The 13,139-nt window shown below is 38.7% G+C and carries 15 protein-coding genes; all 15 read right to left on the bottom strand.

Annotated features, from left to right (window positions below):
• Positions 1-79: 79 nt before the first annotated feature.
• Positions 80-985, bottom strand: a complete 906-nt coding sequence (gene era, locus ACAN53_RS01855; RefSeq protein WP_379966178.1) for a GTPase Era — start codon at positions 983-985, stop codon at positions 80-82.
• Positions 978-1,376, bottom strand: coding sequence for a cytidine deaminase (locus tag ACAN53_RS01850; protein ID WP_379966175.1), 399 nt, complete (start codon positions 1,374-1,376; stop codon positions 978-980). Before ACAN53_RS01850 ends, era begins: the two co-directional genes overlap by 8 nt.
• Before the next feature lie 81 nt (positions 1,377-1,457).
• Entirely contained in the window at positions 1,458-1,811 is a 354-nt protein-coding gene (locus tag ACAN53_RS01845; RefSeq protein WP_379966172.1) for a diacylglycerol kinase family protein, read from the bottom strand.
• Entirely contained in the window at positions 1,808-2,275 is a 468-nt protein-coding gene (gene ybeY, locus ACAN53_RS01840; protein ID WP_379966169.1) for an rRNA maturation RNase YbeY, read from the bottom strand. Before ybeY ends, ACAN53_RS01845 begins: the two co-directional genes overlap by 4 nt.
• 8 nt (positions 2,276-2,283) lie before the next feature.
• Positions 2,284-4,425, bottom strand: coding sequence for an HD family phosphohydrolase (locus ACAN53_RS01835; RefSeq protein WP_379966166.1), 2,142 nt, complete (start codon positions 4,423-4,425; stop codon positions 2,284-2,286).
• A 187-nt stretch (positions 4,426-4,612) separates the two neighbouring features.
• On the bottom strand, positions 4,613-5,572 hold the full coding sequence (locus tag ACAN53_RS01830) for a PhoH family protein (RefSeq protein ID WP_379966163.1): 960 nt from the start codon (positions 5,570-5,572) through the stop codon (positions 4,613-4,615).
• A 3-nt stretch (positions 5,573-5,575) separates the two neighbouring features.
• On the bottom strand, positions 5,576-6,775 hold the full coding sequence (gene yqfD / locus ACAN53_RS01825) for a sporulation protein YqfD (RefSeq protein WP_379966160.1): 1,200 nt from the start codon (positions 6,773-6,775) through the stop codon (positions 5,576-5,578).
• A gap of 12 nt (positions 6,776-6,787) precedes the next feature.
• On the bottom strand, positions 6,788-7,066 hold the full coding sequence (gene yqfC / locus ACAN53_RS01820; RefSeq protein ID WP_379966157.1) for a sporulation protein YqfC: 279 nt from the start codon (positions 7,064-7,066) through the stop codon (positions 6,788-6,790).
• A 104-nt stretch (positions 7,067-7,170) separates the two neighbouring features.
• Positions 7,171-7,614 (bottom strand): GatB/YqeY domain-containing protein, encoded by a 444-nt coding sequence (locus ACAN53_RS01815; RefSeq protein ID WP_379966154.1) that lies wholly within the window; start codon positions 7,612-7,614, stop codon positions 7,171-7,173.
• Between the two features lie 14 nt (positions 7,615-7,628).
• Positions 7,629-7,802, bottom strand: a complete 174-nt coding sequence (gene rpsU / locus ACAN53_RS01810; RefSeq protein ID WP_379966151.1) for a 30S ribosomal protein S21 — start codon at positions 7,800-7,802, stop codon at positions 7,629-7,631.
• A gap of 184 nt (positions 7,803-7,986) precedes the next feature.
• Complete coding sequence (deoC, locus tag ACAN53_RS01805) at positions 7,987-8,652, bottom strand: deoxyribose-phosphate aldolase (protein WP_379966148.1); 666 nt, start codon at positions 8,650-8,652, stop codon at positions 7,987-7,989.
• Positions 8,653-8,669: 17 nt separating this feature from the next.
• Positions 8,670-10,013: a tRNA (N(6)-L-threonylcarbamoyladenosine(37)-C(2))-methylthiotransferase MtaB gene (mtaB, locus tag ACAN53_RS01800; protein ID WP_379966145.1), complete on the bottom strand. Its 1,344-nt coding sequence runs from the start codon at positions 10,011-10,013 to the stop codon at positions 8,670-8,672.
• A gap of 4 nt (positions 10,014-10,017) precedes the next feature.
• A complete protein-coding gene (locus tag ACAN53_RS01795; RefSeq protein ID WP_379966142.1) occupies positions 10,018-10,761 on the bottom strand; it encodes a 16S rRNA (uracil(1498)-N(3))-methyltransferase in 744 nt (247 codons plus the stop codon).
• 170 nt (positions 10,762-10,931) lie between these two features.
• Entirely contained in the window at positions 10,932-11,873 is a 942-nt protein-coding gene (prmA, locus tag ACAN53_RS01790; RefSeq protein WP_379966139.1) for a 50S ribosomal protein L11 methyltransferase, read from the bottom strand.
• Positions 11,874-11,910: 37 nt separating this feature from the next.
• Entirely contained in the window at positions 11,911-13,023 is a 1,113-nt protein-coding gene (gene dnaJ, locus ACAN53_RS01785) for a molecular chaperone DnaJ (protein ID WP_379966137.1), read from the bottom strand.
• Positions 13,024-13,139 lie beyond the last annotated feature (116 nt).

Below are 13,139 nucleotides of genomic sequence, written 5' to 3'. Positions count from 1 at the left end.
TACGAAACTCTAAATTAGAATTTCACATGATAGTTCGGGTTTTTTTTAGCTGAAATACTTTCGTCCCAGCCTTTTTTGTTTATAGATATTCATCTTCCCGAAAACCAAGATCACGTAGCTGCGACAGCTTATTACGCCAATCCTTTTGCACCTTTACCCAAAGCTCTAGATATACCTTCGAGCCAAGAAGCATCTCGATATCAATCCGAGCTCGTTTTCCGATTTCCTTTAGCATACTACCTTGTTTTCCAATAATAATCCCTTTTTGGGAAGTACGCTCCACAATAATCGAAGCATTTACGTAAACTGCACCGCCCTCACGCTTTTCAATCGCATCAATGACAACAGCAACGGAGTGTGGTACTTCTTCACGAGTTAAATGCAACACTTTCTCCCGTACAAGCTCTGCCATAATAAAACGTTCCGGGTGATCTGTCACTTGATTTTCAGGATAATATTGCGGACCTACTGGTAAATAAGTTTTGATTACTTTAATTAACGTATCTATATTATTTCCCTGTAGTGCTGAGATTGGGACAACTTCAGCAAAATCATATAACGTTCTATATTGATCAATCAAAAGCATAAGTTTGTCTGGATGAATACAATCAATTTTATTAACAACTAAAAAAACAGGACGTTTCGTCGTTTGCAGCTTCTCAATGATAAATTCATCACCCCGACCAAACCCTTCTTCTGCATTGATCATAAACAAAACGATATCTACTTCTTTTAATGTATTTTCAGCCATTTTTATCATAAAATCCCCAAGCTTATGCTTCGGTTTATGTATACCGGGTGTATCAATAAAAATAATTTGGGCGTCTTGTTGCGTAAATACACCTTGTATTTTATTTCTTGTAGTTTGTGGCTTGTCACTCATGATCGCGATTTTCTGGCCAATGGTTCGATTTAAAAATGTTGATTTTCCTACATTTGGTCTTCCAATAATACTTACAAATCCTGATTTGTACTGACTATTCATGTAATGCCTCCGATGAAAATGCTCCGGGTAATAGCTGTGCAACAGTTGTTTCCTGCACATCCCCTTTCACATTCGCTAAATAGATTTTCATTTCTGGTTTACAAAACTCTGCTATCACTTGACGACAGGCCCCACAAGGCGCTACAGGGCCTTTCGTGTCCGCCACAACAGCAAGTGCTTCAATTTCATATTCTCCTTCTGAGATTGCTTTAAAAAGTGCTGTACGCTCTGCACAATTTGATAGGCCATAAGATGCATTCTCTATGTTACAGCCCGTATAAACTGTTCCTTTGTTTGTGAATAGCGCGGCACCTACTTTAAACTTTGAATAGGGTACGTATGCCTTTTCACGAGCTGCAATCGAATATTGAATTAATTGCTTTCGATTCACCATTACTGCCCCCTTATCTCAAATACTAGCTATACCTCTTCTAAACAATGAAATAGAACGAAAAATCATGTTACGCTATCTTCAAAAGATGTAGGGGAGAAATATCATGCATCCTATCACGACAGCAATACAAGTAAAGAATAAAACAGCACCCGCCGCAATATCCTTTGCTTGTTTAGCGAGTTCTCTATATTCACTCGTTACTAAATCTACCGTTTTTTCAACAGCAGTATTCATCATTTCTAAGGCTACAACTCCGCCCATAGTAAGGAATAATAAAATCCATTCCTGCTTTTCAATGTGAAAGTAAGCACCGCATGCTAGTACAACAATTATAGCAACAAAGTGAATTCTCATATTTCTCTCACTAGATAGACTATTAATCACGCCACGGAACGCATACTGAAAGCTTTTCCATAGACTCGAACTTTTCATCGATGTAATCCAAATTCATCTAAGATTTCTTTTTGCTTACCAAACATAATCTTCTCATCTGCTTCATTCATATGATCATAACCGAGTAAATGTAAAAACCCATGAACAGACAAAAAACCAAGTTCTCGCATAAAGGAATGCCCATATTCTTCTGCTTGTTCCTTCGTTCTAGGGATACTAATAACAATATCTCCTAGCATACGAGGCATGTCAGCTGCTACTAGTTCTTCCTCTCCTTCTCCCATATCTTCCATGGCAAATGAAATAACATCCGTAGGCTGATTCTTTCCTCTGTACGTTGCATTTAGCTCTTGAATTCGTTCATTTGTCACAAATGTAATTGACATTTCTGCTTCTGAAACCTTTTCCCTCTTTGCTGCAACTTCAAGTAAATTCTGTATCATTTCCGTATAACTTTCATCTACTTCATTCGTTTCATCAAAATAATCAATGTGCATACTCATTTTTATCTCTACTCCTCTGATACGTCAGGATACTTAATACGCGAATGAAAAATTCCATTCAATGTTTCCTGTAATGTTTTTTCAATAATCTGCAGTTCACGAAAGGTTAAATCGCATTCACTGAACTGTTCATCCAGCAGGCGTTCCTGTATAATGCCCTTCACGAACTGCTCAATTTGTTCCTTTGTAGGGGATTGTAATGAACGAACAGCCGCCTCTATACTGTCTGCAATTCCTACAATGGCCGATTCTTTTGAAGTAGCTTTCGGACCCGGGTAACGAAACATACTTTCACTATATGCTTCTTTATCTTCTTGCAATGCTTTATGGTAAAAATATTTCAGCAGCGTTGTTCCATGATGCTGTGCAGCAATGTCTATAATTTCTCTTGGTATTTTATTTTCCTCTAGTAGCTTCACTCCTTCAGATACATGAGAAAAAATAATGTTCCGACTCGCCTCCGGTTTAATTAAATTGTGAGGATTTTCGATTCCCATCTGATTTTCAATAAAGAAATGAGGCCTCATCGTTTTTCCAATATCATGATAATAAGCACCTACACGTGCTAGTAATCCGTTTGCTCCAACTGCCTCACACGCTGCTTCTGCTAAGTTTGCAACCATAATACTATGATGGTACGTTCCAGGTGTCTCCAGCAAAATTTTACGAAGTAATTTATGGTTAGGACTACCTAACTCCATCAATTTTATGGTAGAAACAATACCAAGACCACTTTCTAAATAAGGCAAAATCCCCATAACCAAAATAGAAGAAAGAATACCTGAAGTAGCAGCCATCATAAGATGAATACTAATCTCAATGATCGAAAATTGTCCATTTCGAAGCAAATACAGGGAAGATAGTACGACAACATTAAACATAGAAATAAATATACCCGCTTGTAAAATCATGCTTCTCCGATTCTTTTCACGAATAAATACACTTACTGACAGCGCACTAAGAAGCATATACAACCCAATCGAATAGTTAAATGTGTTCGTCACACCTTCATTAAACATAATACTTCCACTAATGGAGAGAACCACACTAGTTAGTAAAACGAAGCGATCCCCAATCATCAGTTTTACTAGCATCGTCCCCATCGCAACGGGAACAATATATCCCATTTCCGTATATTCAACTTTTTGAAACAAACTAATTGTTTTCATTAGAAATAAAGTTATCGATAGTATAATGGTATACGCCAACAAATAAGGAATAGCATCCCTTTTCTTCTTTAAAAACGGAGAAAATTGTCGGTAAACGAAGTAAAGGAGAATGACAAGTATAATAACTAGTCCAATATAAGGTTGCAACGGATTTTGATTATCTACTAAACCTACTAGTTTAAGCTGATCATAGACTTCCCGTGTAATCGTATCGCCTTCTTTTACAAGGACTTGACCTTGCAATATATAAACAGGAGCAACGGCATCCATTTCCATCTGCTTTCGTTCCTTCGTTGTACCCGGATCATAAAAATAATTGGGAACGACCGAATACTGACCAAGAGCGATTATGGAAGCCTTGAATTTATCATTTACGTTTGCAAATCGTAGCTCATTCGCTATTTGTTCCTTTGCTTGATCCGCCTCATTAATTTTAATATGGTTGCTCATTAAATTATTTACAGCCGTAACTGTGGATTCTCTGGCTACCGTAAGCTGATCTTGTGTCGCATCTAGAAAGGGAAGCAATCCTTGATCTGTCATAACGTTCGTTAAATCATTTGGCAGTTTTTTCTTAAGCTTATCTAATTTATCTGCCTGTGACACGGGAATCTGAGGCTGCCCTTGAGGTACGGGGGCATTTTTTATTTCATCTTCCACTTCCTTTACTGCATCAAAAACTGAATTCACAATATCAATTCGATTTTGTTTATACTCGCTTCGATACGTATATTGATCTTCAACCTTTTGAGCCGCCTCACGTTTCTTCTTTTCAGTCGTCGCCTTATCTTCTATTGTAATTGGCGAATGAATCGTTTTCTTAGCGATAGTTAACAGATTTATATTAAGTTCATCTGGCTTCACATTGCTTGCCAATGTAGCAAACAATATAACTCCTAACAAAATGTACATCAATTGATTCGTCATTTTTGAGCAAATAAATTGTCTGAACCACTGAGAGATATTACCGGACCTAGACATTGAGATACGTGCTCCTCTCTCCACATACTATCTGTTGTACCCTACTGAAAACATTACATATAATCTTATCATATAAAAATAAAGTTCGGAACGCCAATTCTTTCTCTTTCATTCTTTAACAACTAGGAGGAGGTATAATGCAAACAAAAAGAGATGACTCATAAGTCATCCCCAATGTGGGTCACCTTTATTCTACCTTTTCATATGCAGCAATAATTCGCTGAACGACCGGATGGCGCACTACATCAGATTGTTCAAGCACAGCAAAAGAAATGCCGTTTACGTCAGCCAGAATGCTTCTAGCACTCGTTAATCCTGATTTCACGCCTCGGGGCAAGTCGACCTGCGACGGATCTCCAGTAATCACCATCTTCGATCCGAATCCTAATCGGGTTAAGAACATTTTCATTTGGGCACCTGTTGTATTTTGAGCTTCGTCCAATATAACATAGGAATCATCTAGTGTGCGTCCACGCATATAAGCGAGCGGTGCGATTTCAATCGTACCACGTTCAATCATACGCTGCGTATGATCCTGACCGAGAATATCATGGAGTGCATCGTACAAAGGGCGTAAATACGGATCTACCTTTTCCTTTAAGTCCCCTGGTAAAAAGCCAAGACTTTCTCCAGCTTCAACAGCAGGTCTCGTTAAAATAATGCGCTTTACACGATTGGTTTTCAGTGCTTGTACTGCCATTACTACAGCTAAATATGTCTTTCCTGTACCAGCAGGACCAATACCAAAGACGAGATCATTTTTTTTCATGGCATGAATATATTGTCTTTGCCCCATCGTTTTAACATGGATTGGTTTCCCTTTTGCATTTTTAATGAGCTCTTCTTCATACAATTCCTCAAAATGTTCAAGGCCTCCAGAATGGCCGAGCCCAATTGCATATGCTACATCGCGTTCAGAAATGGAAACACCCTTTCGAATGACAGCAAGCAAGCGCTGCAAAATGTCTTCAACGAGTTTTACTGCTTCTTGTGAACCAGACACTCGCAAGGTTTCTCCTCGTGTTACAATTGATACGTGAAGCTCACGTTCAATAAGTTTTAAATTAGCATCTTGCACACCAAAGAGTGCAGCTGCCTCATTATGATTTTCAACTTGTTGCTTCAACTCTACTAGTTGTTCGGCCATTACTCAATCTCCTTGAATATTGGATTCCGTTATCGGTTCGGTCGCGACTATGTTTTCAACTGCTTTAAAATATACTGATAACTTTAATGTACCATTATCAACTACCTTGTGCAAAACTTTTTCACTTATGACAGAGGAATTTTCATCCAATTTTTTCTTTACATCTTCGCGCGCCATTACCATTCCAGCGTCAATTGCTTGTTGCTCCGTATATTCCCTAGTCGCCGGTTCTTCCTCACGAACAATTACTTTTTCATAACGCACTGGCAAGGTCCACCCGAAAAAACGAATTGGATACTTATATTCTTCTGCTTTAAACTGCTTGTACGTATTGTTTTCAAATCCCCACACCAACATACGAGTATTGCCAAATACAAGATAATGTTTTCGTAGAAACTCCCCTGTAAATACTTGAAACGTCGTTTTAATTGGAACCTCTACATTCGATTCATACCATGTCTCCCCTAGTACAATCCCTTTAGCTGCTACCCGTATCGGATTATCCTCCTTACCATATATGCCGGACACTAGAATCTGTCCCTTTTCCACCCGTTCATTGACAGCTACTATTTGTTTTCCTTCCTCTATAAAAATTTTCGTTATAACTGCCTCTTTTTTTGCAACTAAATTTCGAGGACTAAGCGGTTCTTCTTTTTTAGGCTCATTTTTCTCTACTACCTGAAAGTGATAGGAAGTGCCTCTTTGTTCAACTCCAATCCATGTAACTGAGCTTACATTATTGGTGAGTGTTCGTTGAATCGTTTCAATATCTGGAAGCTGAAATTGTAATTTTCCCTGTTTCACACCCATTTTTTCTAATTCCTTAATCAATAGATATTCTGTATCTGGCTTTGCTCCTTTAATCTCAACCCTCCAAACTATATTTGATAGTAGGAGAATAAGAACGAAGCAAAGGAAAAAACCGATTGTAAAGCCACTATTACGAAGGAGACGTTTTCTCCAAAAAGGTAAACCATAGCGTCCTGTGAAATGTAACTCGCATTCATGCTTACGAAGAATCACTCTAATTTGTTTCACATCAGCCAGATGCATATAACAAGTTACATGCTCTTCTCCTAGCTTTTTCACATTCCAAATTATCATTTTTTGACGAACGCATTCATTTAAAAATCTTTCTATTCCTCGTCCCTGGAGCGATACTCTCACATAGCCAAAAAAGAAAATCATCCAATGGTTTTTCATACGTCTCCCCCATTATTCATCTAGAAATAACACTTGTTCAATCATACCTTCAAGTAACATTTCATCTGGGAGTATCGTCTTGATGACAAAGGAATGACCCTTAATTAACAGTTGCCCTTTTTTCAGCAGTAAGCGTACCTCCTTATCCGAAAACAGCAACAGTCCTCTATGGTTTTCTATGTAAATGTGAATTTGTCCAATTAAAGTAATGCGTGGAAGATCCATCAATACATCGCTAGGCAGGTCCATCTGCTTTGTAAGCCAATCCTTTACCCGCTGCAAATTCTTCATTAAAGACCCCCCTCTCATCTCAAATGTATGAAGGAAAGGGCTTCACTAGCACAAAAAAAGAAAAAAGCATAGAAAAAAAAGACGTCTATATTAGACGTCTTTTTTTATGCTAAAAGCTGTGAAACAAGTTTATTAACTAATGAACCGTCAGCCTTTCCCTTTACGCTAGGAATGACCTTGCCCATTACTTTTCCCATATCAGCTTTAGAAGATGCTCCTATATCAGCAATCGCTTGCTTAATAATCGCAGTTAATTCTTCTTCACTTAATTGTTCTGGAAGATATACTTCTAAGACTTTTACTTCGTCTTTCACTTTATCCACAAGGTCTTCACGACCAGCTTTTTCAAATTCAAGGAGGGAGTCTTTCCGCTGCTTCATTTCACGAGATAAAACGGTAAGCTCTTGCTCTTCCGTTAGCTCTTGTCCAAGCTTAATCTCCTCGTACTTTAAAGAAGACTTAACCATACGGATCACAGAAAGTCGATCCTTTTCTTTACTCTTCATCGCTTGTTTTATATCTTCATTTAAACGATCGAGAAGACTCATATTAACACCCTCTCTTAAAATTTACGCTTTCTAGCTGCTTCGGATTTCTTCTTGCGTCTTACGCTTGGCTTTTCGTAAAATTCGCGTTTTCTTGCATCCGCAAGTGTTCCAGATTTAGAAACTGTGCGTTTGAAACGACGAAGTGCATCCTCTAAAGACTCGTTTTTACGAACGACTGTTTTAGACATTATTATTTCCCTCCCTCCGAAACATCCACTTACACTACTCTAAGTCATGCGAAATATACCATTTCTTCAGCATGTCTTAAACGATTATAATACATTTTTATGATTTCGGTCAACCGAAACAGAAAGAAAACTTCCATTATCTATTAAATATACAAGAAGAAATTCTCTTTATTTCATGGAAATATTAATAATCTGACGTAGATCTTTGTCCTTTTACAATTGCTACACCGGAACTTGCTCCGATTCGCGATGCACCTGCTTGTACCATTGCTTCTACGTTTGCCAAATCACGAATACCGCCAGAAGCCTTTACCCCGATGCTTGGTCCGACTGTTCGCCGCATAAGTGCTACATCAGTAACCGTTGCTCCGCCAGTTGAAAAACCAGTAGATGTCTTTACAAAGTCAGCCCCTGCTGTAACAGCTAGCTCACATGCCCGCACCTTTTCCTCATCTGTTAAGAGGCACGTTTCTATAATAACCTTTACAGTAGCCTTTCCCTTTGCTGCTTCAACAACTGCTCGTATATCCTTTTCAACAAGCTCGTCTTGCTTATCCTTTAACGCACCAATGTTGATTACCATATCAACTTCCTTGGCACCCTTTTCAATTGCAAGACTTGCTTCAAATGCCTTCGTTTCTGACGTACTGGCACCAAGTGGAAATCCGATAACTGTACATACCGATACATCACTTTCTTGAAGCAATTGTGCTGCGGTCTCTACCCAAGTTGGATTCACACAAACCGATGCAAAATGATAGGTTTTTGCTTCCTCACATAGCTTTATAATACTATCTTTCGTAGCATCTGCCTTAAGCAACGTATGATCAATTAACTTTGCATAATCCATTTCTAGACTCCTTTCACTTAAGCACTAGCTTCATCTGCTGAGGCATGTTCATCATCCATTACACGAACGAATGTTGCTTCATTAAATGGGTAACCTGCTTTTGTAATCTTAACTCGAACAAGTTTTCCAATTAACTCATCAGGACCATCCATATGCACTTTTAGATAATTATCCGTATAACCCACAAGCGTTTGTCCTTCGCTATGCTCTTCAGGAATAATTTCAAGCACTTCATCCTCAAACTGTGATGCATATTGCTTTGCCAGTTGATCTGATAATGCGATTAAGCGATGTACACGTTCATTTTTCACTTCTTCAGATATTTGATCTTCCATACGTGCTGCTGGCGTACCTGTACGTTGGGAATAAGGAAATACATGCAGCTCAGAAAATTGATTATCCTTAATAAAATTATATGTTTCCATAAATTCTTCTTCTGTCTCACCTGGAAAACCAACAATGACATCAGAAGTAATTGCAAGACTAGGAAATACTTCCTTTAAACGGTCCAAACGTTCTTTAAAAAACTCCATCGTATATTTACGTCTCATCCGTTTTAGTACCGTATTGCTACCTGATTGAAGCGGAATATGAAGATGGCGGACTACTACGCTTGAATTACGGAGTGCTTCAATTACTTCATCTGAAATTTGACTTGCTTCAATAGAAGAAATACGAAGGCGTTTCAATCCTGGTACATCCTTCTCCATGTCGCGAAGAAGCATTGCTAAATTATAATTTTTTAAGTCTTCCCCATACCCACCTGTATGAATACCTGTTAGTACGATTTCTTTATATCCAGCATCTACAAGCTGTCTTGCTTGCTGGGTTACTTCTTTTGGATCCCGAGAACGCATTAGCCCACGTGCCCAAGGAATAATGCAAAACGTACAAAAATTGTTGCATCCTTCTTGGATTTTAAGAGATGCACGCGTACGATCTGTAAAATAAGGAACGTCCATTTCTTCATAGACACGTGCTTTCATAATATTATGCACACCATTGATTGGCTCTCGTTCTTCTTTAAATTGTTCAATGTAACCAAGCATTTTATGACGATCTTGTGTACCTACGACAATATCTACTCCGGGAATATTCATAACTTCTGCTGGTGAAGTTTGTGCATAACATCCCGTTACACAAATGACTGCATCTGGATTTTGACGAACAGCACGGCGAATTACCTGTCTGCTCTTTTTATCTCCCGTATTCGTAACGGTACACGTATTAATAACATATACATCGGCTCTATGATCAAACTCTGTTCGATCATATCCATTTTCTTTGAACAGCTGCCAAATGGCTTCCGTTTCATAATGATTTACTTTGCAGCCTAATGTATGAAATGCAACTGAAGACATATTATCACCTCATTAATTCAAAATGATACGAAACAGCAGATAGTGCGTATAATGGGGCTGTTTCCGTTCGTAATATTCTTGGACCTAAACTACACGATACAAAACCATACTGTAGTAAATTCTCTATTTCTTGCTCTGTTAAACCACCTTCTGGGCCAAATACAATGAGCAAACGCTGCCCATTTTTTAAGCTTTCCAATGTTTTTGCAAAGTTTGCTTTTTCGCCTCGCTTCGCCTCTTCTTCATAGGCAACGATGCATACATCATACTCCTCACTTGCAGAAAGAAGCTTCTGAAAGGACATTGGTTCTTGCACAGAGGGAATCGTAGCTCGGTGGGATTGCTCAGCAGCTTCTTTTACAATTTTAGCCCATCTTTCAACTTTTTTTTCACTTTTCTTTCCATCCCATTTCACAATAGAACGCGACGCTTGAAACGGTAAAAAAGCGGATGCACCAAGCTCAGTTCCTTTTTGGAACACGAGTTCAAGTTTATCCCCCTTCGGCAGTCCACTCGCAATTGTAACAAAGATTGGAAGTTCTTTTCTTTCCTCTATCCATTCTACAGCAGTCGCTTGTACACTCGTAGACGAAAGCTCAGAAATGGTACAAAGAGCTGTTTTTCCGTTGATACAACAGTACAACTCATCACCTTGTTCCATTCGCATGACACGCACTATATGATGTGCATCGTCACCGTCTATGAAAAAAGTATCATCTTCTAGCTTATTTACAAAATAACGTTGCATCGTATCACCCTACTAATATTTTTCTTACCAAGCGAAAGCAAACAAGTTCTATACTACTGCTAGCATAATAAGGATTAGCTGCATTGCACAACCTTTTTTGCATGATACTCTTTGAACAAGTAAAGGGGGAAACATCCCCCTTTACATAAGATTTCAACTTATTTTAAATTTTATTTTGCTTTATTTCTTGCTATAATAGCTACCCAATCTTCCTGATGGAGTACTTCTTCAATCGTAAATCCAGCACTCTCTAGGGCTGCTCTCACTTCAAATTCTTTGGATTCAATAATTCCCGAAGTAATGAAGATTCCGCTTTCTTTCACTACTTTTGCTGCATCCTCTACAAATAATAAAATAATTTCAGCTAATATATTGGCTACAATTACATCCACAGTGCCTTCAACATCATGTAAGAGATTATTTTGAGCCACAGATACAATATGTTCCGTATGATTAAGAGTAACATTTGCTTGTGCGCTTTCCACTGCAACGATGTCTAAATCGTATGCCTTTACAGATGCAGCACCTAACTTAGCCGCTGCAATACTTAGTATACCGGAACCCGTCCCAACGTCAATGACATGATCACCGCGCTCTACCGTTTTTTCAAGTGCACGTATACTCATGACAGTTGTTGGATGTGTTCCTGTTCCAAAAGCCATACCCGGATCCAATTCTATAATATGTTCACCTGGGGCAGGAGAATATTCCTCCCAGCTTGGGACAATCGTAAATGTTTCTGAAACAGTTACAGGGTGATAGTACTGTTTCCACGATGTGGCCCAGTCTTCTTCCCGTACCTCCTTAATACTAACATCATTTTTTCCGAGTGGAATATCTAACGATGCTAAGTGGTCAATTTCCTGTTTTACATTTTGAAACAATTCTTCTAGTGTATCCGTCTCAGGAAAATATGCCTTTACTGTCACACCTTCAGTAGGATAATCATGCGGATTCAAATCATAAATTTCACCAAATTGCTGTTCACGTTTTTTCGTTAAATCAGCCACATCTTCAATGGATACACCACTTGCTCCTGCTTCGTGAAGTATATTTGAAATCGGCTCGACTGCAAATTGCGTCGTATGGATGCTATATTCAATCCATTTCATGCTATTAACAACTCCTACTCATGTCTTCTACCCGTCTTTATCCTTTAAATGCTCGTTTCAGCTTTGCAAACAAACCGTCTTCTTTCAACTCTTCATGGCCTTCTTTCGCAAGTTCTGAGAACAATTCCTTTTGCTTAGCTGTTAACTTTGTAGGTGTTACGACACGAACAATTACATATTGATCCCCTTGTCCATAGCCTCTTACGTTAGGTGCACCTTTTCCCTTTAGACGAAACTCTGTTCCCGTTTGTGTTCCGGCAGGTATTTTCAGCTTTACCTTAGATTGTACGGTTGGAACTTCTACTTCATCACCTAGCGCTGCTTGCATAAAGGTAAGTGGCATTTCGCAAATAATGTCATCTCCGTTCCGTTCAAAGAATTCGTGAGGACGCACGCGAATGACTACATACAAATCTCCTGCTGGGCCACCATTTATGCCAGGTTCGCCTTTTCCAGAAACTCGAATTTGTTGTCCATCATCTATTCCAGCTGGAACTTTAATGTGAATTTTCTTTCGTTTGTTAACTTTCCCTTTACCATGACATGTCGTACATTTTTCTTTAATAATTTGACCCGTTCCCCCGCAATGCGAACATGCACGTCGATTAACAATACGTCCAAATGGCGTATTTTGTTCTACGCTCACCTGACCTGTTCCTCCGCAGTGTGAACATGTGTCTTTTTTCGTTCCAGGCTTTGCACCTGTACCTTTACATGTATCACAATTTTCTTCACTTGGAATTTCAATATCCATTTCTTTGCCAAAAATTGCTTCTTCGAAATTAAGAGTCATAGAATATTGTAAATCTGAACCTTCACGTGGTGCATTTGGATCGCGTCTTCTTCCACCACCACCACCAAAGAATGTGCTGAAGATATCTTCAAAACCAAAGCCTGCGCCTTCAAAACCTCCACCACCAAATCCTTGGTTCGGATCAGCGTGACCAAATTGATCATACGAAGCACGCTTATTTTCGTCACTTAATACTTCATAAGCTTCTTGTACTTCTTTAAATTTTTCTGTTGCATTTTCCTCCGTGCTAACGTCAGGATGATACTTCTTTGCTAAACGTCTATATGCTTTTTTTATTTCATCTTTAGAAGCTGTTTTGCTTACGCCTAACACTTCATAATAGTCTCTTTTACTCATAGTTTAATCCCCCGACTCCTTTCACATAAAGGTAATTGTAACATTGCAAGAAAGCCCTTTGCAACCTTAGATGCAATAGCAACTACAACCCTTTCTAATAGAAAAAAAGTCAAAGC

This window comes from Ectobacillus soli, assembly GCF_042610425.1.
Taxonomy (GTDB): domain Bacteria; phylum Bacillota; class Bacilli; order Bacillales; family Bacillaceae_G; genus Ectobacillus.
Note: the sequence above shows the minus strand (reverse complement) of the source record. Positions and strands in the feature narration are given on the sequence as shown.